The organism is Bradyrhizobium sp. USDA 3311 (assembly GCF_054062495.1).
In genome coordinates this window covers 2,395,995-2,419,961 of the sequence record NZ_JBSSFI010000001.1, presented here as the reverse complement: position 1 = coordinate 2,419,961, position 23,967 = coordinate 2,395,995, and the positions used below count along the sequence as shown (strand labels likewise).

The following is a 23,967-nucleotide window of genomic DNA, read 5'->3' as shown; positions in this document are numbered from 1 at the left end:
TTCCTTGAGGCGACGCTAAGCCGCCTGCCGCAGCGGGGTCCAGGCGAACTCCGGATAGTAATTGTCCATCATGCGGTCGACATAGGCGGTGAGGTTCGGGAAGCCCTCGGCCCGCTGCCGCAAACCGGATTCGAAGAACGGCGTCAGGATCCCGGCGAGTGCGCCGAAGGCGGTGGCATCGACACCGCAGGGCTTGTTGCCCATCAGATAAGCCTTGTCGCCGAGCTGCACCGAAAGCGCGAACAGCGAGCGCACCGCGAGATCGACGTCGTCGTCCGGTGCGTGGCGGCCGAGCCCGGAGAGCAGATAGTTCTCGGCGACACGGAATTGCGCATCCTCGCGCAATTTTTCGCGATTGTGTTCCGGCGCGCCGTCGAAGAAATGCGACGGGCCCTTGGCGAAGTTGATCGGATCGACCCAGCGCGCGCCGACCAGCGCCCAATAGACGTGATGCTCGATCATGCGCTCGAACGCCCAGGCCTGTGCGCGCTCCTGCAACGAGAGCCCGGCGTCGAAATCGAAGCCGTAACGGCGCTCGATATGGGCGCGGATGAAGGTGGAATCGGCCACCGCCTCGCCGCCGTCGTCGATGAACGGCAGCTGCCCCTTGGGGGAGGCGGGCGGCATCGCGCGCTCCTTCCGGTAGGGCAGTCCCGCCATCTTGAGCTGCACCTCCGTCTTGGTGACGAAGGGGCTGATTTCCGGCAGGCCGAAGCCGGTGCCAAAGCCGTAAAGCGTGATCATAAAGCTCTCCTGAACCACCGAAAGAGTTGACGGAACCTAACTGCGGGCTGCTGCCACCATGGTGGCAGCAGCCGTGATATCTTCTGCGAAACGGGCCCCTCGCCAGGCGCGGCCCATGATGTGGCGGACCAGCGCGTCCGCAGCCTGGATCAGCGAGCGTGTCACCATGGTCGCGAGCGCAACGCGGAGGTCGACGACGGTGAGATCGAAAAACATGAGCCGGCTGAAGGCCAAAGCGTGCAGCACGGCCTGCGCCCGCCACAGCGGACCGGCCAGGCTGAAATGGGTTGGGATGATCATGGACAAATCCTCTTCAGTCGATGTGTTGTCCCGGTATAGAACCCCCCTGCTGCCAACATCCTGTCAGCATCCACGCGCCGGATTTTGAGCGGGCTGCGGTCAGGAATTTGGAAAGAGAATTGTCATGAGACGCGCCGACCGGCTGTTTCAGATCATCCAGGTGCTGAGGCGCACGCGTAAGCCGCTGACGGCGGATGCGATTGCGGCCGAGCTCGAGACCTCCAAGCGCACGATCTATCGCGACATCGCGACACTGATCGGCCAGCGCGTGCCGATCCGCGGCGAAGCCGGCATGGGCTACATCCTGGAAAAGGGTTTTGACCTGCCGCCCCTGATGCTGACACCCGACGAGATCGAGGCGGCGGTGCTGGGCGCGCAATGGGTCGCGGGCCATGCCGATTCCACACTAGCGCGCGCGGCCGAAGATCTGATGGCGAAGATCGCCGACACCGTGCCTGAGCGTCTGCGCCCCTTCGTGCTGGAGCCCGCGAGCCGCGCACGGCCAAGCTGGAACAGGGAGCCGGACCGCCTCGACATGGCGCGCACGCGCACCCAGATCCACGAAGGCAAGAAGATCATGCTGCGCTATCGCGACGAGCAGGGCCGCCCCAGCGAGCGCATGATCTGGCCGATCTCGGTCGGCTATCTCGAAGCCGTGCGCCTGCTCGCGGCCTGGTGCGAGCTACGCAGCGACTTCCGCAGCTTCCGCACCGACCGCGTCGTGGAGGCGACCTATCTCGACGAGAAATATCCGGAGCGGCGCGACGTGCTGCGCGCAAAATGGCGGCAGAGCCTGGTCTGGGGCCCGCCAAAGGACACGTGACGACGATGGAAGAGCCATCCCCCATCGACCTGTCGAGCTGCTGCCAGAGCTGCGGCGCCTGCTGCGGCTATTCGGAGAACTGGCCCCGCTTCTCGATCGAGAGCGACGAGGAGCTTGCGGCGATCCCGGAGGCGCTCGTCAATGCGCGACAGTCCGGCATGCGCTGCGAAGGCGATCGCTGCTCGGCGTTGCGTGGGGAGATCGGGAAAGAGACCGCCTGCGGCATCTACGCCGTGCGGCCGGAAGTCTGTCGCACCTGCATGCCGGGCGACGCCGAATGCGCAATGGCGCGGCGGAAGTTCGGGCTGCCGATGATCGCGAACCCTTAGGCGGGGACAGCTTCGCTGATCTCGTCGTCGAGCTCGTCATCGAGCGGTGCAAGCACCGAGAGCGGCTTGGTCGACAGCGTGATCGGCTTGCGGCCGCCCGACAGCGACGGTGAGGATTTGGCGACGCCTTCGCGCGACAGCGCGTAGAGCGTCGAGCCGACACGGCCGCCGTTCTCGATCAGGTCGCGCTCGCTGCAGCTGCCCGCGATCGCGACCGCCAGCGAATGCAAATGGCTGCGGCGATAGCAGAACAGCGCCAGCTTCGCGCGTGCGTCAGGGGAAACACTCTCAACCAACCTCGGCAGGCCACTCTCGCTGGCGCGATACATCTCGCCAAGGAGCTCGTCGCGAACCGGGCAGAAATCGCTTTCAAAGGCGTCGCGGCTTGAAAACATTGCAGTTCTCCCTCGTGTGGGGAAGATGCAGCGCAATTCTCTAACGGAAGGTTAACCACCCCTGACGGTAGTCACCCGGGGTTCCTTGCGCCCTCCCCGCGAATCGGAGGCGGCGGGAATTGCCACTTGCCGTCATTCCGGGGCTCGCGAAGCGAGAACCCGGAATCTCGAGATTCCGGGTTCGGTCCTGCGGACCGCCCCGGAATGACGGGTGCAAGCAATCAGTTCGCCGCCATGAAGATGGAGAGGCCGAAGCCGGTCAGGTGATGGAGCGCCTGGTCGACGCCGATCAGGGTCCAGAACCAGGGGTGCGCAAGGTCGACCCCGAAATTGGCGGAGACGAACCCCTTGGCGCGGTCGATCGTGATGTGGATCACGAAATCGATGAAGGCCACGAACCAGAATTTCGGCGCGACGATCAGGATCAGCGGCAGCGCAACCGCAAGGTGAATCAGGCAATGCACCAGGAGCGGCAGGGCCCAGCCGTGCTTCTGGTCCTTGCCATGCGCCATCCAGGCGGTCTGCAGGACGAAATCAGCGATGATGTGCTTGAACGTGAGCAACAACATCCAGCCAATAAGCGCCTCAACCGGAACCGCCGATGACATGGGTGGAAACGACAAAGCTGACGCCCTCATTGAGGTGACAAGAAAAGATTGGAGCGTTCAGCGCAACTTCTTCTTGGACCGGTCAAATCGCCGGGACCTCTGATTTATGACACCTCCCGCACCGGAATGCAGCCGGGGGGAACCGGAAAATCGCCAACTGTGGCTAACTGGTGATAGGATGACCAATCGCCGCGTCGGCGTGGAGTAAGGTTACCTCCGGCTCGAAATTTGCATTCCGGTACCGGCAAGCTATCATTGACGATAGAGAATATCGTTCTTTTTTCAGGCGTTTAAGAATTGCAGGGGCGCACGCAGCGATCGGATCCGCGAGCCGCCCGCGACCCAGAATAAGGCCAGAGTGCTGCCATGAGTACTGAAGGCCCGACCACATCGTCGGTCGAACCGCCGCCCCGGCGCCCCAAGGTGATCAAGACCAATCAGCAGCAGGTCCTGCTGTACGTCGTGCTGACCCTGCTGCTGTCGCTTGCCACCGTCTGGGCCGGCCGCGCGCTGGTGCACAATTCGGAGACGCTGACCTTTGCCGTCGGCGCACCCAACAGCGACGAGGCGCTGTTCGCGGCCAAGCTCGCCGCACTCCTGAAGAACAACGCCTCGCGCTTCCGCATCAAGATCGTCAACAACCCTGACAATGCCAAGGCGCTTGCCCAGTTCGACCGCAAGCAGGCCGACCTCGCCGTGCTGCGCACCGACGCCAAGGTCCCGCTGCGGGCGCGCACGCTCGCGATCCTCGAGCACGACCTCGTGCTCCTGCTTGGACCCGGCAACAAGAAGATCAAGTCGCTTGCCGAGCTGAAGAAGAAGAAGGTCGCAGTCCTCGCCGAGAACGAGTCCTCGCTTGCCTTCGTCCGCGGCATCCTCGACATCCCCGACGGTCCGGACGCCGCCAGGATACAGATGGCGCCGCAGGGCGCAACACTCGACAAGCTGCTTGCGCCGGGAAACGGCTTCGGTGCGGTGATCGCCATCGTCCACGCCTCGAAAGCGGTGCGGGACAAGGCCTATGAGCAGGTCGCCAAACGCGGCGGCTTCACGCTCAACGCAATCGACGAGACCAAGGCGCTGGCGCGCAAATTCCCCGGCATTGCCGACGAGACGCTGACGGCAGGGACGCTGTCGGTCTCGCCTGAAATTCCCGACGACGATCTCGAAACGATCGGGCTGGAATGGCTGCTGGTCGCGCAATCCAGGATGTCGGCGGCCACGGCGGGCGAACTCGCGCGCACCGTCTACGAGAACAAACCGGCCCTCGGGCTCGACAGCGGCTTCGCCAGCAGGATCGAGCCGGCCTCGGTCGAGAAGGACGCCTATGTGATGGCGCATCAGGGCGCGGCCGATTATATCAACGACGACACCAAGTCGTTCATGGATAAATACAGCGACCTGATGTATCTCGGCGCCGCGGCGCTCAGCGTCATCGGCTCGATCTTCGCCGCCATCTACGCCAAGATCACCCGGATCGCACCGGAGAAGGCCAGCGAGCTCTCCACCGCCATTCTCGACATCGGCGAGCGCATCGAGCACGCCCACTCGCTGGATCAGCTCGAATGTCTCCAGGACGAGCTGGAAGGTATCCTGCGCGGCGCGGTCATCGGCCTCCGGGACGGCACGATCAGTACCGACGGGCTCGACACCTTCAAGCTCGGCTACGAATTCGTCCGCGACGAGATCGGCATGCGTCGCGACTACCTGAAGCGCCATGCGGGCGAGATCGATGAAACCGCCCCGGATGCCGGCCCTCCCCAGCACGACGACAGCAACGTTGTGGTGGTCAAGACCGCGCAGAGCGCTTGACCCGCCCACCTGGCACTCTCGGGGCAGGGCGGGCGGACGTCTTCCGGGAGGATCAACCGCCGGAACTCGGGAACCCTCCCCATCCGCAACCATTGGTTTCCGGATACAACCGGAGAACGCGCCATGCGTATACTCCTCATGATCTTCCTCGTGGGAATGCTGGCAGCGGTTGGCTATTTCGCTTATTCCGCGATGGCGGTCGAAGGCGAGCCGATCCCGACGGAAGGCTATGTGGCTCTCGCGCTGGGGGCGGGATTTTCCGTCGTCGTGGGCATCGGCCTGATGGTCCTGCTGTTCTTCAGCAGCCGCCGCGGCTACGACGAGCCGCCGCATTTCAGGTAGCGGCGGGACCGGCTGCCGCCCCCGCCTTCGTCTTCCCATTTGCCGCGGCCCGCGCCCGTCGTTGACGGCCTCGGCCCGGGCAGGCACTTTGACACCGAGGTCCCAGCCGGGACCGCAAAAGCCAAGACTGCTGAAGCGAAGACCGCTAAAGCCAAGACCGCTAAAGCCAAGACCGAGCCACCTTCCCGCATGTTCAAGCCGCTGATCTCCGCTCTGGCCCAGTTCGTGGCCGCCACGGCCGGCCGCAACATGACCAAGGCGGCCTATGTTGCGGTCGGCGTCGGCCTGCTCAGCATGGTGCTGCTGACGGTTGGCCCGGCCTATGAGACGGCGCCCCGCTGGGTCGATGCCCTGCTCTGGGCCTGCCTCGCCTATTTCGTGTTCGAATGGGTCGTCCGGCTGCGCCACATGAGGCGAACCGAGCGCCTTGCGCTCTACATGTCCTCCTCCGCCGGCATCGTCGATGCGATCGGAGCGCTGGCCGTGCCGGTCGCGCTGGTTCTCGGCGTCGAGCTTCGGACGGCCTGGCTGCTCAGCGTGCTCTGGGTGCTGAAGGTGGTGCCGGGCATTCCGGGCCTGCGCCAGCTCCGCCGCGTCCTGGTGCTGGAATCGGGGCCGCTGGTCAGCGTGCTCGTGATCTTCCTGATGGTGGTTTTCCTCGCCTCCGTCGCCGAATATTTCCTGGAGCGGGACGTGCAGCCTCAGACCTTCGGCAGCGTGCCGGCGGCGCTGTGGTGGGCGGTGGTCACCTTGACGACGACCGGCTATGGCGACGTCGTGCCGGTGACGCCTCTGGGGCGCATGGTGGCGGCGCTGGTGATGATCTCCGGCCTCGGCGTGTTCGGTCTCTGGACCGGTATCCTGGCAACCGGCTTTGCCGCGGAGACCCGGCGCGACAATTTCCTCAAGACCTGGGAATCCGTCAGCAAGGTGCCGTTCTTTGCGGCGCTTGGACCGGCGGCCATCGCCGACGTCACCCACATGCTGCGGACCATGGAGCTGCCGGCGCGCACCATGATCATCCGCAAGGGCACGCAGGGCGACTGCATGTATTTCATCGCCGCCGGCGCGGTCGAGGTCGACCTGCCCGGCAAGAAGGTTCAGCTCGGCGAAGGCGCCTTCTTCGGCGAAATGGCGCTGCTCGGCAACAACATGCGCGGCGCCAACGTCTCGACCACGAAGGTGTCGCGGCTCCTGGTGCTCGATCTCGTCGATTTCCGCGTGCTGATGGCGCGGCATCCCGACCTCGCCGAGACCATCGACGCCGAGGCGAAACGGCGCACGCTCGAAAACAGGTAAAGGGAGACAAGAATGTCGGATATAGCCGACGCAGCCTCTGGCCCCGTGCTCGAACGCGACGGCGCGCGGGCCACCATCCGCCTCAACCGCCCCAAGCATCTCAACCGGCTCCAGGCCGAAGATCTCGGCGAACTCGTCAAACTGTTCGACCGGATCGAGGCTGATCCCGCGATCCGCGTGCTGGTGCTGACCGGCACCGGGCGTGCCTTCTCGGCGGGCTATGATCTGAATTCGGTCGCCGAGCGCGCGGTGAGCGCAAGCGAGCAGCAGAGCGCGGGCTCGGCCTTCGAAGCGGTCGTCAACCGGCTGGAGGATCTCGGCGTGCCGACCATCTGCCGGCTCAATGGCGGCGTCTATGGCGGCTCGACCGACCTCGCGCTCGCCTGCGATTTCCGCATCGGCGTCGACACCGCCGAGATGTTCATGCCGGCGGCGCGGCTCGGGCTGCACTATTACCGGAGCGGCATCAAACGCTACGTGACGCGGCTCGGCGTCGACAATACGAAAAGGCTGTTTTTGACCGCGCAAAAGATCAGCGCGCCGGAGATGCTGCGGATCGGCTATCTCACCGCCATGGTGGCGGTGGAATTCCTCGACGAGGAGGTCGACAAGCTCGCCGGCGTCCTGGCCGGCAACGCGCCACAGGCGATGCGCGGCATGAAGCGCGCCATCAACGAATTCGCCCGCGGCGAATTGGATGAACAAGCCGCCGACCAGCGCCACCGCGACAGCATGCGCGGCGACGAGATCAAGGAAGGCATCAAGGCGTTCGCAGAAAAGCGGCCGCCAAAATTCTGATCACGCCCGCTTCGACCGCATCGCGCGCACCTGCGTGAGCTTGGGATCGCGGACGAGCGCCTGGTAGCGTTTGCTGTCGACGGCGTAAATCGCGATCCGGCCCTCACTGTCGGCATGAACGCCCCAGCCAAAACGCTTGCCCAGGCTCGACGCCCTCATGCACGCCTGCCCCCGGGAGAAGAACGCTTCACGAGCCGCACGCTTCTCCGTCTTCGTCGCCTTCACATCGAGCTCGCGTCCCGGCGCAGATGTCGCGAAGATCACGTCGTCGGACGTGTGTTTGTAGGGTGCCTTGGCGATCATCTCGTATTGCAGGGACGCCACCGTCGGCTTTCCCGCGCGCAGCGGCGGCTCCTCGCCAGTATGCGCCGGACAGTCTTCAGCGACCCGGATGAAGGTGTTGAAGCAGTTGGTCGTGTGAATTGTCATCTGCAACCCTGGATCATTCAACCGCCAGCAGCCGCAGCATGCTGCGCCGCCATCTCGTCATCCGCCGCATTGATCCGCTGGAACGCAGGCCGTGACGTCATCCGCTCGGCATAGCGGACGAAGACGTCCTTTTTCGGCACGATGCCGAACATCATCGTCCAGCTGAACGCGACGCCCCATAGCACGTCTGCTGCTGTCATGCGCTCGCCGAGCAGATACGGCCCCTTCGACAATTGCGCCTCGAGCGCACCCAGCATGGTGTCGTAATCGGCATAGGGCGATTGCGTGATCGGTGCCGGCTCGCGCTGCATGGACTTGTCGATTAAAGCCGGCTCGAACGACGCCCCGTAATAGGCGATCCAGCGCAGATAGGGGCCGCGCAGCGGATCGTTCAGCGCGGGCGTGAGACCGGCCTGCGGAAACAGATCGGCGAGATAAATGGTGATGGCGACCTGCTCGGTGACGAGCGCCTCGCCGTGGCGGATCGCCGGCACCTTGCCGAGCGGATTGATGGCGCGATAGGCGGGCTGGCGCTGCTCGCCCGCCTTCATGTTGAGGACATGGAGATCGTAGGGGGCGCCAAGCTCCTCCAGCAGCACCCGGGTGCCGGTGGCGCGCGTCTGCGGCGAATAATACAGAGTGATGCGGTTCGGATCGGTCATGGCAGGTCTCCATCTGGCCGTCTGGCGATGCGCGCCTTGTAGCGGACCATACCTGACATCCTGTGTCAGGTATGGTTTAAGGGGTCATGCGCGCGAGCCGGATGCTGTCGATCCTCACCACCCTCCAGGCCAGGGGGCAAGTCACCGCGCCCGAGCTCGCGCAAGCCTGCGAGGTATCGGTGCGCACGATCTATCGCGACATCGACGCGCTCGCGGCATCGGGCGTCCCTGTTTATGCCGACCGCGGCGCGGAGGGCGGCTACCGCCTGCTCGACGGCTATCGCGTGCGGCTGAACGGCCTGTCGCAGAACGAGGCGGAAGCGCTGTTCCTGACCGGTTTGCCGGGGCCGGCGGCAGCACTCGGGCTGGATGCAGCAATGATCGCCGCGCAGAACAAGCTGATGGCGGCACTGCCCGCCAACCTGCGCGCGGACGCCGGGCGGATGCAGGAGCGTTTTCACCTGGACGCTCCCGGCTGGTTCGGCGAGGCGGAAGAACCAAAGCACCTGCGCACGATTGCCGGTGCGGCCCTGCGCGGGACGCTGATCAAGATCCGCTACCAGAGCTGGCGCGCCGAAAAGCAGCGCCGCGTGGCGCCGCTCGGGCTCGTGCTGAAGGGCGGCGGCTGGTATCTCGCAGGGCAGGTCGACGGCAGCGTGCGCACCTATCGTGTCGCGCGCGTGCTCGATTGCACGGCGCTCGACGAGCGCTTCGATCATCCCGCCGATTTCGATCTCGCCGCCTATTGGCAGGCCGCCACGCTGCGCCTCGAGGCCGAGATGCATCCAAATGTCGCGATCGTGCGGCTGTCGCCGTTCGGCGTGAAACTGCTCGACGCGCTGAGCCAGCCTTACGTCCGGGCGCGCACTCAGATCGAGGACGCCGCCGACGCGGACGGCTGGCGCGTTGCCAGGGTGCCGACCGGCAAGACGTCATGGCACGCCGCGGCCGAATTGCTCCGGCTCGGTCCGGAGGCCGAGGTGCTGGAGCCCGCCGATCTCCGCGAAAAGATGGCCGAGCTGACGCAGGCCATGGCCGCGCGCTATCGCGCGGCGCGGAAAGCATGACGGCGGCGCGACTCGCCGCAGTCGACGAAACAATCCTGAAACACGATTCTCCCCTCGCCCCGTGAACGCATTCGCGTTTCGACCCGACCGAGATGCAGGGACACAACAACGGCCTCGCGCCAACTGGAGAATGAAGATGTTTCGTAAGCTTGCACTCGGTCTGATCGCTGCCGGCTCGCTCGGTGTTGCCGCTCTCGCCCCCACCGCCGCTTCGGCCCACGGCTTCCACCATCACTGGGGTCCCGGCTGGGGCTTTGGCGGAATCTACGTCAACACCGGCGTCAACAACTGCTACCAGGAGCGCGTCGTCCAGACCCGCCACGGCCTGCGCGTCCGCGTCGTGAATGTCTGCGCCTACGGAATCTACTGATATCTCGCGCCGTCGACAAAACCCCGATCGCTCCGCGATCGGGGTTCTGCATTTGCCTAGCCGGCCTGCCGCTGCCGGCGAAACCAGGCCCAGGTCTCGCGCGTCGTCGCGATATAGCCGCGGCCGCGATGGACGATCTCGCCGTCGACGATCTCGTTCAGCTTCGGCAGCGCGTGGAAGGGTATGGAGGGATAGGCGTGATGCTCGACGTGGTAAGGCATGTTCCACGCGAACCATTTGACGAGCGCGCCGGTGTAGGTGGTACGCGTGTTCTGGAAGGCGCTGCGGGTGCGGTCGCAGCCGGTGTGCTCGGCATAGAGATAGGGCCGCAGGAAGAACTGCCCGATGACAAGCGGCACGATCCAGACCCAGAGCAGCAGCGCCGAGGAGAACCACAGCGAGAGCGCGAGCAGTAGCGCATAGAGCGCAGCATAGGCGCGCGCCTCGCGCACGATGGTGGCGCGCTTGTTTTCGGGAATCCAGGGCACCGTGACCTTGCCGGTCACGGCGTGGCCGAGCATCAGCCAGAGGCGGCCGGCGACCTGGAGCAGGCCGCTATAAGCGAGCGCCAGCTGCGTATCGGATTTCGGCTTCACGCCGACGATCAGCTCCGGGTCCTTCTCAGGATCCTGGGTGTAGCGATGATGGTCCCAGTGAAACAGGCAGTAATATTCGTAAGGTTGTCCGATGATGAAGCCCGAAGGATAGCCGACCGCAAGGTTGAGGCCACGGCTCCTGAACGCGGTCTTGTGCGCGGTCTCGTGCAACGCCATGAACAGGAAGGCGACGAAATAGCCCTGCACCGCCATCAGCGGCAGGGCCCATAACACGCCCCAGGCCGAAGAGACCTTCCAAACCAGCGCGCCGACCAGCACGACCAGGCCGTAATGGCTGAGGCTTTTCGCGGCCCCCCTGAGATTGGAGCGCACCGACAATTCACGCAGCATCGCCGGCGTGAGCGGCTTCAGGCGGTGGCCCGGCTCTGAAACGGTTGCGTCAGTCATGATCGGATGCCTGTCTTACTTGCTGAGGAGCTGTGCGATCTCGGCCTTGATGAAGGCCTGGTCGGGTGGATTGTTGACGGGATTTCCGGCGCGATGGCCGTGCAGCGACGGGATCGGATGCAGCACCGCCGACTTTGCGTTGACCAGCCGACCGAGTTCGTCCTCGTTGTCGCGGACGTCGAAATAGCGATCGGTGGCGCCCGGCATCAGCAGCATGTGCGCCTTGATCGCGGCGAGCGCCCGATCGAGATCGCCGCCGAATGCGGCGCAGCGGCTGATATCGCCGCTCTGCCAGATGCCAATCTGCGCCAGCAGGTCGTTGGCATCGCGCCGCGCGAACGTCGCGTCCCAGCCACGGACGAGATAGTCCTCAAGCGAGCTGAAACCGGCCTCGCGCCAGAGCTCGTCGCGATAGAAGCCGTGCGACATCGCCCAGCCGGCATAGACGCGCCCCATCGCGCGGTAGCCGACGGTGGGCTTCTCGACGAAACGGCCGTTACGGAAGGCGGGATCGCCGGTCAGCGCGGCCTTCACGCTTTCGAGGAAAACATGATTATAGGGCGCGCAGCGCGCACTGCCGCAGACCACCGCGGCGCGCTCGACCATATCGGGATGAGATGCCGCCCAGTGATAGGCCTGCATGCCGCCCATCGACCAGCCATAGACCAGCGCGAGCTTCGAGATGCCGAAGCGCCCGGTGAGAAGGCGGTGCTGGACCGCGATGGCGTCGTGGTAGGTCGGCTCAGGGAACGGGCCAGCCGTGTTCGAGGGCGAGGACGACAGGCCGTTGCCGAACAGATTCGGGATGACGATGAAGTAGCGTTCGGGATCGAGCACGCCGCCGGCCCCGATCAGCCATTCGGTGTCGTAATGCTGCGCGCTGAACGAGGTCGGGTAGAGGATGACGTTGTCTTTGGCCGGGCTCAGCGCGCCGTACGTCTTGTAGGCGAGCGTCATCGAGGGGAAGATGGCCCCGGACTGGAGTGTGACGTCGCCGGCCTCGAAGGTCTCATAGTCGCGCTGCGCCGTCATGCGTTCAACTCCGCTCACGCGGTCGCAGAACGCGCCGCTGAAATGGCGATGCATCGATCATGCCGGGCCGCTCACGCATCATTGCGTCACGCTTAATAACTGTACGAATAGTACATATATTAGCAGGTGGCAAGATGTATCTGGCCGGTTCGCCGGCTCAAGCGATGGCCGCCAGATAGCGCGCGACCGACGCCGCGAATGCGGCCTTGGCCCCCGCGGCGATGTTGCGCCCCCACCAGGCGCCGTAGATGCGATCGAAGGCGAGCGGCTCGACCGCGGCCGCGATCCGCCGCACCGCAGCGGCATTGAGCGGCATGTAGTTCGGATACGAATACATGAAGCTGACGAAGCGGCGGTCCATCGTCACCTGCGCGATGTCGCCGGTGAGCAGCGCGCCCCTGCCGTCCGCGCCCTGCCGCCAGTGCAGCATGGTGGCGCCGGCGAAATGGCCGCCGCTGCGCAGCAGCACCACGTCGTCGGAGATGCGATGGCTGTCGCCGGTCCAGTGCACGATCGAGGCATGCGGCCGCGTCACCCATTGGCGGTCATCCGCGTGCAGATAGACCGGGATGCCGCCAAAAGCCTCGCTCCAGTCGGCGAGCGCGCCATAATAATGCGGATGTGAGATCGCGATTGCCTGCAGTCCACCGAGCGAGCGGACCTGCGCGATCGCCTCCGGCGTTGCAAGCGGCACGCAGTCCCACATCACGCAGCCGTCTGCGAGCGGCACGAGCAAGGCGCGCTGGCCGATGGCGAAGCTCGGCTCGAGTGCAAGGCCGGTCAGGCCGAGATCGTCGCGACAGATCAGGCGATGGCTTTCCGCCAACGCCTCGCGGGTGAGGAAGGTCTGCCCTTTCCAGTTCACGAATTGCCGTTCGTCCTCGCAGATCGGACAGGACGCAGGAGGTCTTTCGCTGGCCGGGAATTGCGCGCCGCAGGTTTCGCAGGTCCAGAGGGACATGGCTCGTGATCCAGGATGTCACGCTTCAAATATGGACGGGAGATCGACGACGGCAAGAACCCCGCAAGCGGGAAAGGCGAAGCCCCCTCACGTCCCGAAATTCTTCTGGATCGCCTTGTCGAGGGTCTCGCCGCCGACGAAGCGCTGGCGCAGCTCGCGCTTGAGCAGCTTGCCGCTCGGATTCTTGGGCAGGCTATCGACGAAGATGACCCGCTTGGGCACCTTGAAATGCGCCATCTGGCCGGCGCAGTGCTTGATGACGGATTCTTCGTCGAGCGTCTCGCCGCTCTTGACCACGACGATCGCGGTGACCGCCTCGATCCAGCGCGGATCGGGCAGCCCGACGACGGCAACCTCCGACACCGCCGGGATACGATACACCATCTCCTCGACCTCGCGGCTCGCGACGTTCTCGCCGCCGGTCTTGATCATGTCCTTGACGCGGTCGACCACGGTGATGTGACCCTCGCCATCGACGGTAGCGAGATCGCCGGAGTGAAACCAGCCGCCAGAGAACGCGGCCGCCGTCTTGACGGGATCGTTGTAATAGCCGGACAACAGGTGCGGCGAGCGGTGCACGATCTCGCCGACCTCGCCGACCTTGACGTCCTCCATCGCCGTATTGACCACGCGCGTCTCGACGTTCAGCACCGGCTTGCCGGCCGAGCCGGCCTTGCGCAGCTGGTCCTCGGGCCGCAGCACGGTCGCGAGCGGCGCGATCTCGGTCTGGCCGTAGAAATTCCAGAACTTTACAGCGGGCAGACGGCGCTGGAGCTCGAGCAAGACTTCCACCGGCATGATCGAGGCGCCGTAATAGCCCTTCTGCAAGGTCGACAGGTCGGTCTTGTCGAAATTGGGTGAGCGCAGCATCGCGATCCAGATCGTTGGCGGCGCGAAGAACGACGTGATCCTGTGCGCCTGGATCAGCGCCAGGATGTTGTCGGCAGTCGGCTTGCCCGTAATCACGCCGGAGGCGCCGAGATAGACTTGCGGGCCAAGGAACACGTCGAGCTGGGCGCAATGATAGAGCGGCAGCGCGTGCAGGAATTTATCGTCCACACTCATGCCGCCGTCGATGATGCAGCTGACATACTGCCACATCACGGCTTCATGGGTCAGCATCGCCCCCTTGGGCAGCGACTCCGTACCGCTGGTGTAGACGATCTGCGCGAGGTCGCGGCTGTCGACGGACGCCTCCAGGAACGAGCCGTCGGCATGAAGCAGATCGTCGAAGGTGGTGAGGCCGGCGGGCGCGGTGGCGGGATCCTCGCCCGGGAGCCAGATCATCTTCTCGACCGCACAGTCCTTGGCCGAGGCCGCGCGCGCGGGCTCGACGAAATCAGGCCCGGTCGCAAGCAGCTTTGCGCCGGAGCTCTTCAGGATGAAATTGATCTCATCCGGATTGAGCATGAAGTTGATCGGCACCAGCACCGCGCCGATCCGCGCCACTGCGAAGCGGAGCGCGGCAAAGGCATGGGAGTTGCGCGAGAGCACGGCGAGACGATCGCCCTTCTTGACGCCGAGGCCGAGCAGGCCGCGGCCGAGCCGGTTGCAGATCGCGTCCATCTCGGCGAACGTCCAGCTCACGCCGCCGCAGCTTATCGCGAGCTTACCCGGATCGCGGCCCGCCGAACGGCGCAGGAGATCGCCGATGGAATGCTCGCGCGCTTTCGAGATGGTGGCTGCGGTGTCGCTGGACATTTCCATTCCCCAAGATTTGCAATCTGCGCGAAGCGTAGTCGGCGCTGTCGACTGCGTCAAATTGCCTGCGCGCCGGCGTCATGACGCAAGAATTGCCCCTTCGCCGGGGCAATCTAATCTGGCGCGCCAACTACAAAGATCGGGGGAAATGTCATGTATCGGATCGCACGCGCCGCCCTTGCGGCCGGGCTGTTGTCTGCGCTTTTCATCAATCCGTCGCCCGCCCAGCAGACCCCGCTCAAGATCGGCGTGCTCTCCGACTTCTCCTCGGTCTATTCCGACATCGGCGGTATGGGGAACGTCGAGGCCACCAGGATGGCCATCGAGGATTTTGGCGGGCAGATGTTCGGCAAGCCGATCGACATGGTCTCGGCCGACGTGCTCAACAAGCCCGACGTCGCCTCCACCATCGCCCGCAAATGGTGGGAGACCGAGGGCGTCGACATGATCATCGACCTGCCGACCTCGGCCACCGCGCTCGCCGTGATGGAGCTGTCGAAGCAGTACGAGAAGATCATGATCGTGACGGATGCGGCGAGCTCCGACATCACCGGGAAATCCTGCTCGCCCTACACCGCGCACTGGACCTACGACACCTATGCCAACGCCCACACCGTCGGCAGCGCCATCGTCAAGAACGGCGGCGACACCTGGTTCTTCCTCACCGCCGACTACGTGTTCGGCCATTCGGTCGAGCGCGACACCGGCGACGTGGTGAAGGCCGCCGGCGGCAAGGTGCTCGGCAGCGTCAAGCATCCGCTCAACACCGCCGACTTCTCGTCCTTCCTGCTCCAGGCCCAGGCCTCCAAGGCCAAGATCATCGGGCTTGCCAATGGCGGCGGCGACACCATCAACGCGATCAAGCAGGCCGGCGAGTTCGGCATCGTCGCCGGCGGCCAGAACCTGGCGGCGATCGTGATGTTCATCTCCGACGTGCACAGCCTGGGACTGAAGCTCGCACAGGGGCTGATCATCACCGAGGCCTATTACTGGGACCTCAACGACAAGACCCGTGCCTTCGGCAAGCGCTTCCTTGAGCGCGTCAAGCGGATGCCGACGATGAACCAGGCCGCGACCTACAGCGCGACGCTGCATTACCTCAAGGCCGTGCAGGCCGCCGGCACCAGGGACACCAAGACCGTGATGGCCAAGATGCGCGAGCTGCCGGTGAGGGATGCCTTCACCGACAACGGCAGCTTGCGCGAGGACGGCCGCATGGTCCACAGCATGTACCTGTTCCAGGTTAAGAAGCCCGAGGAATCCAGGGGTCCGTGGGACTATTACAAGCTGCTCGCCGAAGTCCCGGCCGATCAGGCCTTCCGGCCGCTGAAGGACGGCGGCTGCCCGCTGCTGAAGTAGCGCTTTGCGCGCATCGGGGACCTGCCTTCCGTCGCGGGGCGGACCCACGACATTGCATTGCACGGAAAAAACGAGCGAGCGCTCTCTCAGAAAATTCTGGTCCGCCCCCTTTCCCGACGGCCACTCTCTGCGCTAGGAATGACGACAAGGGTGTAAAGCCCACGCCTGGATCAACAACAACGCCAAAAGACCCGGGAAGAAATTTGGGGAGGCAGCGTGAATCTCGCGCGCCGACGACCTTGGACGAACGCGTTCTCGACGGAAGCGCTGTGCACGCGCATTCTGGAACGTCACCGCGACTCCATTCGCGTCCAGAAGCCACGTCTTGCCGTCGCAAATCTCGCGCGCATCATCGGCGCAACCCTCACCCTCTCCAACAAGCAGGGCTTTCACGCCACGACGCTGCGCCAGCTCGCGGAGGCCTCCGGCCTCAGCATGGGCGGCCTCTATACGTATATCGACAGCAAGCCCAGGCTCCTGTCGATGATCCTCGGCGAGGTCGCGGCAACGGCGACCGAGGTTCTGACGGCGCCTCCCGACGACGTCAGAAATGACGCCCACAGGCACCTCGACTGGATCATCGCGACCCATATCCGCATGAGCGAGGCGATGCAGCCCTGGTTCGTCTTCGCCTTCATGGAGGCGAAGTCCTTTCCGCCGGCGGAACGTCAGCGCGCCATCGACATGGAGGCCATGACCGAGAAGATCATCGCCGACGTCCTCAGGCAGGGCGTCGCCAGCGGCGCCTTCACGATCGACCATGTCAGGCTCACGGCGTCGTTGATCAAGCCGCTGCTGCAGGACTGGTACGTCAAGCGCGCCAAGTACCGCAAACGCGGCACGTCGATCGACGGATACATCGATGGCGTCGGCAACTTCGTGAGCGCCGCCTTGTCGAGTGGCAACCGCGCCAACGCGCGCACGTCCGCCAGGGCACGCTCGCGGCCAAAGCAGATGGCGCACCCATAGTCCGCAGGAAGGGCCAGGCGATGAAGCGTTTCCGGTTCAATCAGCAAGAGATCGTCTTCGCCGTCTTCGCGCTGCTGTTCCTGGTATTCTCGATCTTCCTGCGCGGCTTTCTCACCCCGGAGAACATGCTGACGCTGCTCCAGAACGTCTCCGTGCTCGGCATCCTCGGCCTTGCCATGGCGATCGTCGTGATCGGACGCGGCATCGACATCTCGCTGATCGCCGCGCTCGCCGTGCCGCCGGGGCTGGTCTTGCAGATGGTGCAGAACGGCCACTCGCTGCCGGCCTCGCTCCTGACCGCCGTGCTGCTGACGATCGCCTTCGGACTCGTCAATGGCTGGCTGATCGCCTACGCCGAGGTTCCCTCGTTGTTCGCGACGCTCGCGACCGGCTTGCTCCTCGCCGGTCTCGGGCAGGCCGCATTGTTCCAGCTCGACGTCGTGCAGTGGAGCCCCGGCATGGACGGCTTCGAGCGGCTCGGACAGGGCACGATCCTCGGCATCCCGACGTCGATCATCATGTTCGCGATCGCCTGCATCGTGGTGGCTTTCCTGCTGCGCCAGACGCGCTGGGGCGCCTATATCTATGCGATCGGCGACAACCCTTTCGCCGCGCGCGTCACCGGCATTCCCTCCCGCCCGATCATCGTCCTGCAATATGTGATCGCCGCCCTGATCGGCTGCTTCGCCGGCCTCGTGTTGGCTGCATCCGTCAACTCGATGCCGACCCGCATCTTCAACTCCACGCTCATCTACGACGTCATTCTGGTCGTCGTGCTCGGCGGCATCGGGCTATCGGGCGGCCGCGGCGGCGTCCTGAACGTCGTGATCGGCACGCTCCTGATCGGCACGATGCTCAACGGCATGACCATCATGGACATCTCCTACGCCGGGCAGAATCTCATCAAGGGCGTGGTTCTGCTGCTCGCCGTCATCACCGATTCCTTCCTCAATCCGCGCAACGAGGAGACGGCGCAGCAGGGCGACATCTGACCGACCCAACGAGATAACGACAACCACAACCAAGGAGGAAGCAATGAAGCATCTCGGCAGCCCGACAAAGGCCATCGTTGCAGCACTGGGCCTTGCGGCCATGACCGCACCGGCTTTGGCCCAGCAGGGCCTGGACGAGCCGTTCCAGAAGCCGTTCAAGGAAGCGCTGGCCGGCAAGACCGTGGCCTATGTTCCGGTCGCGATGAACTTCGACCTCACCGAGGGCTGGTATGCCGGCCTGAAGAAGGAGCTCGAGCCGCTCGGCGTCAAGTTCGTGATCCGCGACGCCAACTGGAACACCAATGCCGGCGCGCAGGCCGTCACCTCGCTGATCTCGGAGAAGCCGGCGGTGATGGTGGTGCATAATCCGGACGTGCAGACCTATGCCAAATTGCTCCAGCGCGCCGAGAACGAAGGCATCTACGTCATCCAGATCAACATGGGCTCTGCCTATCGGAGCTCCGCCTTCGTCGGTGCCAACTGGGTCGAGATCGGCGAACGCCAGACCGAAGGCGTGGTCAAGGCCTGCGAGGGCAAATCGAACAAGATCGCGATCATCCAGGGCGCGCTGTCGGCGGCCGCCAGCGCCTATACGCTCAAAGGCGTCGAGAACGTGCTCGCCAAGCATCCCGAGATCAAGGTGGTGTCGAGCCAGGCCGCCGATTGGGACGCCGCCAAGGCCAAGGCGATCACGCAAACGGTGCTGAAGCAGAACCCCGATCTCTGCGGCATCGTCGGCTTCTGGGACGGCATGGATATCGGCACGGCGGCGGCCGTGAAGGAAGCCGGGCTCACCGGCAAGGTATTCCTGGCCACCTCGGGCGGCGGCGAACGCAAGGGCGCGTGCGAACTGGTGAAGTCGGGCGCGTTCGATCTCAACATGAGCTACGACGTGCCGACCCAGGCGGCACAGATGGCAGGCACGATCAAATGGCTGCTCTCGTCGGGCGTCAAGCCCGGCTCCGTCAAGGGCTCGGAATACACCACGCTGATTCCGATCACCAAGGAGAACGCCGACAGCCAGACCGCCTGCTGGAATCTCAGCGATCTCAAGAAATAGTTCGACGCTGACGCTCGAGGTTCCCTGGGCCATTGCGGTCTCGGGGACCTCGCTCCCAACATTTTCCATGCCCCGCTGGAATGCCGATGCGCGACACCCTGACAAGCCTGCGTTACCGCTACTGGCCCGATCATCTGCTCGGCGAAATCCTGTCCAAGCGATGGACCGAGACGGCCATCCCGGTCATCCTGCTGCTGATCGTCGGCCTCGCGCTCAGCCGGTCCATCGACAATTTCCTGTCGCCGGCGAGCCTTGCCGACACCGCGCGCCAGGCCGGAGAGATCGGCTTCATCGCGCTCGGGCTGGCGCTGGTCGTCATCGTCGGCGGCATCGATCTGTCCGTCGGTTCGATCTTCGCACTGACGGATTTCTGCGCGCTCTATCTGCTCGACGTGCTGGGCTGGCCGGTCCCGGCGGTGGTGGCCGCCACGCTGCTCTGCGGTGCGCTGCTCGGCGCCGTCAACGGCGTCCTGATCGGTTATCTGCGGCTGCGCGCCTTCATCACCACGCTGATCACCCTGATCATCTACCGCTCGGCCTACGACCTCCTGATCCAGCGCTACTCCAACGCCATCGCGTCGGCCTTCCCCGACATCCCGTCCTGGGACTTCATCGGCGGCGGCAGCATCTTCGGCATCCCGACCGTAGCGCTGGTCTATATCGTCATCGCCATCTTCGGCCATATCTTCATGACGCGGCTGCGGCCCGGCTGGCACATCACCGCGATCGGCGGCTCGCGCCGCTCGGCGTACAATTCCGGCATTCCCGTCCGTCGCACGATCGCGCTCTGCTACGTCGCAAGCGGCGTGCTGACCAGCATCGGCGCGCTGTTCTTCGCCTCCCGGCTCGGCACCGTCGGCGGCGACATCGGCGGCGGCCTCGAGGTGATCGTGCTGACCGCGACGGTGCTGGGCGGCATCACGCTCGGCGGCGGCAAGGGTTCGGTCGCCAAATCCGCGGTCGGGGTCCTGATCGTGCTCCTGATCACCAATGGTCTCACGACCATGAACGCGCGCGGCGGCGTCAACCGGATGGCGCTCGCCGGCATCCTGCTCGTCGCCGCGATGGTCGACATCCGCTGGCAGAAGAATCGGACGCGCATCATCAGCAAGGTCTACGTCGCCCCGACCTACCACGCGCTGCCGCCGCCTCCCCCGACCGAGATCGGGCAGGGCGGCCCGTTCGAGCAGAACGACAAGCTGCGCGATGTCGAATTGATCGGCCTTGGCCGCATCGAGGCGCCGGAGGACGTCATCCTCGATCGCCACGACAACCTCTATGCGGGCTCGCGCCACGGCGACATCATCCGCTTCCTCGCGCCCGACTATCAGAAGATGGAAGTATTCGCCCATATCGGCGGCCAGCCGCTCGGCATGGCCTTCGATCGCGAGGACAATCTCTACATCTGCATCGGCGGCATGGGGCTCTATCGCATCAAGCCCGATGGCACCGTGGAAAAGGCGACCGACGAGACCAACCGCAGCATGCGTTCGGTCAACGACGACAGCCGCCTTCGGCTCGCCGACGACCTCGACATCACCGACGACGGCCTCATTTTCTTCTCCGAGGCGACCGTGCGCTACGAGATGGACGAGTGGCCGATCGATGGCCTCGAGGCGCGGGGCAACGGCCGCATCATCTGTTACGACACCAGGACCGGCGCGACACGGACGGAATTGCGCGGCCTCAAATTTCCCAACGGCATCTGCGTGGCCAGCGACGGCCAGTCGATCCTGTTCGCCGAGACCTTTGGCTGCTCGATCAAGCGCTATTGGTTCGCAGGACCGAAGAAGGGCGCGGTCGAGGTGGTGATGGACAACCTCCCCGGCTACCCCGACAACATCAACCTCGCCTCCGACGGCAATTACTGGCTGGCGCTGGTCGGCATGCGCAGCCCTTCGCTCGACCTCGCCTGGAAGATGCCCGGCTTCCGGCGCCGCATGGCCAAGCGTGTGCCGGTCGACGAGTGGCTGTTCCCGAACATCAACACAGGCTGCGTTGTCAAGTTCAACGAGCAGGGCAAGATCCTCGAATCGTTCTGGGACCTGCGCGGCGAAAACCATCCGATGATCACCTCGATGCGCGAGCATCGCGGCTACCTCTATCTCGGCGGCATCGCCAACAACCGGATCGGCCGCTACAAGCTCGACAACGCCGATCCCGACTTCGTCCAGTATGACAAGCGGTGGGGGAAGCTGTCGTGATCGCAGCCGTCAGGGAATTCGCCAACCGCTTTCTCGGGCGCGGCGAAGCCACCATCACGGTGCCGTCCTTCGACGGTGCCTTGAAGCCCAACCAGAAGCTGGAAGCCGCCGACACCTTGCTGACGTGCGAGGCGCCGGAGGACCTCGCCACCGATGGCCGCAACCTCTTCATTGCGGACGGTCCGCGGCTGATGTGCCTGAATGGCGGCTCGCCCTCGGAGATCCGCACCTTCGATCGGCCGATCTCGGCGTTGTGTGTCCTTCCCGAAGGCGGCCTTGCCGTGGCGCTCGGGGGACGCGAGGTGCGCCTTTACGCAAGCCCTTTGGCCGAACAGCCAAGCGTGACGTTTGCCGACGCCGCCTTCAATGCCGTCAACGCGCTCGCGCCGGCGGGCGACAACACGCTGATTGCGACGGACGGCTCGGCGACATGCGGCGTCGACGACTGGGCGCGCGACCTGATGGAGCTGAACCGGAGCGGCCGCGTGTTCAGGCTGGATCCCGGCAGCAAATCCGTGACGGCGCTGGCCCAGGGGCTCGGCCATGCCTTCGGCGCCTGCGCGCATGGCAACGGCGTGCTTGTCAGCGAGAGCTGGCGCCACCGCCTCGTTCTGGTGACGCCGGGCGCATCGCCCCGGATCGTGCTCGCCCACCTGCCCGTCTATCCGTCGCGACTGACAAGAGCCGCGGGCGGCGGCTACTGGCTCACCGCCTTCACCGCGCGCACCCAGCTCATCGAGTTCGTGCTGCGTGAGCCGGCCTATCGCCGCCGCATGATGACGGAGATCGATCCGGCGTATTGGGTTGCCCCGCGCCTGCGCTCAGGCCTCTCGTTCAAGGAGCCGATGCAGGGCGCGCACATCAAGACCATGGGCGTCATCAAGCCGTGGGCGCCGCCGCGATCCTACGGACTCGTCATCCGTCTCAACCCCGATGGCCAGCCGCTCTATTCGCTGCACAGCCGGGTTGACGGCGTCAATCACGGAATCGTTGCGGCCATCGAGATGGGCGACGACCTCGTCCTGATCGCCAAAGGACCTGGCCGTGTCCTGCGACTGCCGCTGGCCGGCCTTGCCGAGGAGTTTTGCCAATGAGCGACATCATGCTCTCGCTGCGCAAGGCGACAAAACTCTACGCCGGCGTTCCCGCCATCGACGGGGTCGACTTCGACCTGCGCCGCGGCGAGATCCACGCGCTGGTCGGCGAGAACGGTGCCGGCAAGTCGACGCTCACCAAGGTCATGGCCGGCGTGGTGACGCTGACCTCGGGCGCCATGACGGTCGACGGCGCGGACGTCGCACCGAGGACGCCGCTGGAGGCACGCAATCTCGGCATCGCCATGGTGTTTCAGGAGAACAGCCTGGTGCCGACCATGACGGTGGCGCAGAATTTATTCCTCGGGCAGGAGAAGTTCTATAACCGCTTGCGCGGAATCTACATCGCCGCGCAGCAGTTTTTGCAATCGCTCAACTTCGACGTCACGCCGACCGCCACGGTCAGCGGTCTCGGCGCGGCCAAGAAGCAGATGGTGGAAATCGCGCGCGCGGTTCTGCACCGCGCCAAGGTCATCATCTTCGACGAGCCGACCGCGTCGCTGACGCCGGAGGAGAAGAAATACTTCTTCGACCTCGTCCGCGACCTCAGGAGGCGCGGGGTCTCGATCGTCTTCATCTCGCATGCCCTGGAAGAGGCCCTGCTGCTCGCCGACCGCATCACGGTCCTGCGCGACGGCAAGCATGTCGTGACCGACGACGCCGCCAAATTCGACCGCGCCGCGATCGTACAGGCCATGGTCGGCCGCGACCTGTCGAACACGCTCTACGGCGCACGCAAGCGCAGCGTGCGGCCGGCCGGCCCGCGCGTGCTCACGGTGCAGAATTTGAAGATGGCGCCGATGGTGAAGAACAATTCGCTGTCGGTGTTCGCAGGGCAGATCACCGGCGTATTCGGCCTCGTCGGGGCCGGCCGCACCGAGACGTTCAAGATCGTCTCCGGCGTGCTGAAGCGCGACTTCTTCCACGGCGGCGAGATCCTGCTGCACGACAAGCCGGTGCGCTACCGGGTGCCGGCGCCGGCGGTCAAGGCCGGCATCGCCTATGTCACCGAGGATCGCAAGGTCGAGGGCTTCTTCGAGACGTCCTCGATCGCGCGCAACATCTATCTCGGGCTTCTGTCGAAGTTTCCCAAGGGCCGCATGATGCTGTCGCGGCGGGAAACCGCGACCATCGGCAAGACCTGGATCGAGAAGCTCGGGGTTCGCGCCATCGGCGACCACGGCAAGGTGGTCGAGCTGTCCGGCGGCAATCAGCAGAAGGTCGTGATCGCCAAATCGCTGGTGCAGGAGCCCGACCTGATCATCTTCGACGAGCCGACCCGCGGCGTCGACGTCGGCGCCATCGTCGAGATCCACGAGCTGATCAACCAGCTCGCCGACGAGGGCAAGGCCGTCGTGGTCATCTCGTCCTATTTGCCCGAGATCATGGCGCTCTCCGACCGCATCCTGGTCTCACGCCAGGGCAAGGTCGTGGAGGAATTCTCCGCGCTGGACGCGACTGAGGAAAGGATCATGTACGCGGCGATCCACTAGGCGTCGCCAGAGCGCTCGGGGCCAGCCGACTGCCTGAACCTTGGGCAGAGGCAACGGTCGCGCAATCTGATCTGCATCAAGTTGCGCTGCAAAAATCGCGGCAATGTTGGACCAACTTCG

General features: G+C 64.8%; 25 protein-coding genes. 15 read left to right on the top strand and 10 right to left on the bottom strand.

The features are described from left to right. Positions 1-15: 15 nt before the first annotated feature. Both ACVWW6_RS11285 and ACVWW6_RS11280 read right to left on the bottom strand, forming a co-directional pair. Positions 16-744 (bottom strand): glutathione S-transferase family protein, encoded by a 729-nt coding sequence (locus ACVWW6_RS11285; protein ID WP_011090573.1) that lies wholly within the window; start codon positions 742-744, stop codon positions 16-18. 36 nt (positions 745-780) lie between these two features. Then, positions 781-1,044 (bottom strand): hypothetical protein, encoded by a 264-nt coding sequence (locus ACVWW6_RS11280; RefSeq protein WP_456680744.1) that lies wholly within the window; start codon positions 1,042-1,044, stop codon positions 781-783. 124 nt (positions 1,045-1,168) lie between these two features. On the opposite strand from ACVWW6_RS11280, the gene ACVWW6_RS11275 reads away from it, so the two are divergent. Together ACVWW6_RS11275 and ACVWW6_RS11270 are read left to right on the top strand one after the other, a co-directional pair. Continuing rightward, the gene (locus tag ACVWW6_RS11275; protein WP_011090575.1) at positions 1,169-1,867 is read left to right on the top strand and encodes a helix-turn-helix transcriptional regulator; all 699 of its coding nucleotides are present in this window, start codon (positions 1,169-1,171) and stop codon (positions 1,865-1,867) included. Positions 1,868-1,872: 5 nt separating this feature from the next. After that, the gene (locus tag ACVWW6_RS11270) at positions 1,873-2,196 is read left to right on the top strand and encodes a YkgJ family cysteine cluster protein (protein ID WP_028173786.1); all 324 of its coding nucleotides are present in this window, start codon (positions 1,873-1,875) and stop codon (positions 2,194-2,196) included. Here ACVWW6_RS11270 and ACVWW6_RS11265 read toward each other — a convergent pair. Together ACVWW6_RS11265 and ACVWW6_RS11260 are read right to left on the bottom strand one after the other, a co-directional pair. Further along, positions 2,193-2,591, bottom strand: coding sequence for a hypothetical protein (locus ACVWW6_RS11265; RefSeq protein ID WP_028173785.1), 399 nt, complete (start codon positions 2,589-2,591; stop codon positions 2,193-2,195). The two genes, ACVWW6_RS11270 and ACVWW6_RS11265, sit on opposite strands and share 4 nt — an antisense overlap. A gap of 221 nt (positions 2,592-2,812) precedes the next feature. Next, positions 2,813-3,160: a DUF3307 domain-containing protein gene (locus ACVWW6_RS11260; RefSeq protein ID WP_049832502.1), complete on the bottom strand. Its 348-nt coding sequence runs from the start codon at positions 3,158-3,160 to the stop codon at positions 2,813-2,815. A gap of 405 nt (positions 3,161-3,565) precedes the next feature. Between ACVWW6_RS11260 and ACVWW6_RS11255 the strand changes: the two genes are divergently transcribed. From ACVWW6_RS11255 to ACVWW6_RS11240, 4 genes are all read left to right on the top strand, one after another. Next, entirely contained in the window at positions 3,566-5,011 is a 1,446-nt protein-coding gene (locus ACVWW6_RS11255) for a TAXI family TRAP transporter solute-binding subunit (RefSeq protein WP_456680743.1), read from the top strand. 123 nt (positions 5,012-5,134) lie between these two features. Continuing rightward, positions 5,135-5,353, top strand: a complete 219-nt coding sequence (locus ACVWW6_RS11250) for a hypothetical protein (RefSeq protein ID WP_271552643.1) — start codon at positions 5,135-5,137, stop codon at positions 5,351-5,353. Positions 5,354-5,542: 189 nt separating this feature from the next. Then, positions 5,543-6,652 carry a cyclic nucleotide-gated ion channel gene (locus ACVWW6_RS11245; RefSeq protein WP_011090580.1) on the top strand — a complete coding sequence of 370 codons (1,110 nt, stop codon included), beginning with the start codon at positions 5,543-5,545 and terminating at the stop codon, positions 6,650-6,652. A gap of 12 nt (positions 6,653-6,664) precedes the next feature. Next, positions 6,665-7,450, top strand: a complete 786-nt coding sequence (locus ACVWW6_RS11240) for an enoyl-CoA hydratase/isomerase family protein (protein ID WP_456680742.1) — start codon at positions 6,665-6,667, stop codon at positions 7,448-7,450. On the opposite strand, the gene ACVWW6_RS11235 is transcribed toward ACVWW6_RS11240, so the two are convergent. Beyond that, positions 7,451-7,879, bottom strand: coding sequence for a DUF6157 family protein (locus ACVWW6_RS11235; protein WP_011090582.1), 429 nt, complete (start codon positions 7,877-7,879; stop codon positions 7,451-7,453). Between the two features lie 17 nt (positions 7,880-7,896). Then, a complete protein-coding gene (locus ACVWW6_RS11230; protein ID WP_456680741.1) occupies positions 7,897-8,541 on the bottom strand; it encodes a glutathione S-transferase family protein in 645 nt (214 codons plus the stop codon). 86 nt (positions 8,542-8,627) lie between these two features. Between ACVWW6_RS11230 and ACVWW6_RS11225 the strand changes: the two genes are divergently transcribed. Then, positions 8,628-9,608, top strand: a complete 981-nt coding sequence (locus ACVWW6_RS11225) for a helix-turn-helix transcriptional regulator (protein ID WP_456680740.1) — start codon at positions 8,628-8,630, stop codon at positions 9,606-9,608. A gap of 136 nt (positions 9,609-9,744) precedes the next feature. Further along, positions 9,745-9,978 carry a hypothetical protein gene (locus ACVWW6_RS11220; RefSeq protein WP_027543365.1) on the top strand — a complete coding sequence of 78 codons (234 nt, stop codon included), beginning with the start codon at positions 9,745-9,747 and terminating at the stop codon, positions 9,976-9,978. A gap of 56 nt (positions 9,979-10,034) precedes the next feature. Here ACVWW6_RS11220 and ACVWW6_RS11215 read toward each other — a convergent pair whose 3' ends face one another. The 4 genes from ACVWW6_RS11215 to ACVWW6_RS11200 form a co-directional block, all read right to left on the bottom strand. Next, on the bottom strand, positions 10,035-10,982 hold the full coding sequence (locus tag ACVWW6_RS11215) for a fatty acid desaturase (protein WP_060908893.1): 948 nt from the start codon (positions 10,980-10,982) through the stop codon (positions 10,035-10,037). Positions 10,983-10,997: 15 nt separating this feature from the next. Then, positions 10,998-12,014, bottom strand: a complete 1,017-nt coding sequence (locus ACVWW6_RS11210; protein WP_456680739.1) for an alpha/beta fold hydrolase — start codon at positions 12,012-12,014, stop codon at positions 10,998-11,000. Between the two features lie 157 nt (positions 12,015-12,171). After that, positions 12,172-12,975, bottom strand: coding sequence for an MBL fold metallo-hydrolase (locus ACVWW6_RS11205; protein ID WP_456680738.1), 804 nt, complete (start codon positions 12,973-12,975; stop codon positions 12,172-12,174). An 87-nt stretch (positions 12,976-13,062) separates the two neighbouring features. Then, a complete protein-coding gene (locus tag ACVWW6_RS11200; protein ID WP_456680737.1) occupies positions 13,063-14,676 on the bottom strand; it encodes an acyl-CoA synthetase in 1,614 nt (537 codons plus the stop codon). Positions 14,677-14,829: 153 nt separating this feature from the next. Between ACVWW6_RS11200 and ACVWW6_RS11195 the strand changes: the two genes are divergently transcribed. The 7 genes from ACVWW6_RS11195 (at position 14,830) to ACVWW6_RS11165 (ending at position 23,847) form a co-directional block, all read left to right on the top strand. Beyond that, positions 14,830-16,035 carry an ABC transporter substrate-binding protein gene (locus ACVWW6_RS11195; protein ID WP_011090589.1) on the top strand — a complete coding sequence of 402 codons (1,206 nt, stop codon included), beginning with the start codon at positions 14,830-14,832 and terminating at the stop codon, positions 16,033-16,035. A 216-nt stretch (positions 16,036-16,251) separates the two neighbouring features. Beyond that, on the top strand, positions 16,252-17,004 hold the full coding sequence (locus ACVWW6_RS11190; RefSeq protein ID WP_456680736.1) for a TetR/AcrR family transcriptional regulator: 753 nt from the start codon (positions 16,252-16,254) through the stop codon (positions 17,002-17,004). Positions 17,005-17,024: 20 nt separating this feature from the next. Next, the gene (locus ACVWW6_RS11185; protein ID WP_011090591.1) at positions 17,025-17,996 is read left to right on the top strand and encodes an ABC transporter permease; all 972 of its coding nucleotides are present in this window, start codon (positions 17,025-17,027) and stop codon (positions 17,994-17,996) included. A 43-nt stretch (positions 17,997-18,039) separates the two neighbouring features. Next, positions 18,040-19,056, top strand: coding sequence for a sugar ABC transporter substrate-binding protein (locus ACVWW6_RS11180; protein ID WP_011090592.1), 1,017 nt, complete (start codon positions 18,040-18,042; stop codon positions 19,054-19,056). Positions 19,057-19,136: 80 nt separating this feature from the next. Continuing rightward, positions 19,137-21,260: an ABC transporter permease gene (locus tag ACVWW6_RS11175; RefSeq protein ID WP_456680735.1), complete on the top strand. Its 2,124-nt coding sequence runs from the start codon at positions 19,137-19,139 to the stop codon at positions 21,258-21,260. Next, on the top strand, positions 21,257-22,354 hold the full coding sequence (locus tag ACVWW6_RS11170) for a hypothetical protein (RefSeq protein WP_456680734.1): 1,098 nt from the start codon (positions 21,257-21,259) through the stop codon (positions 22,352-22,354). Before ACVWW6_RS11175 ends, ACVWW6_RS11170 begins: the two co-directional genes overlap by 4 nt. Continuing rightward, positions 22,351-23,847 carry a sugar ABC transporter ATP-binding protein gene (locus ACVWW6_RS11165; RefSeq protein ID WP_456680733.1) on the top strand — a complete coding sequence of 499 codons (1,497 nt, stop codon included), beginning with the start codon at positions 22,351-22,353 and terminating at the stop codon, positions 23,845-23,847. The genes ACVWW6_RS11170 and ACVWW6_RS11165 overlap by 4 nt, the downstream gene beginning before the upstream one ends. The last annotated feature ends 120 nt before the right edge of the window (positions 23,848-23,967 follow it).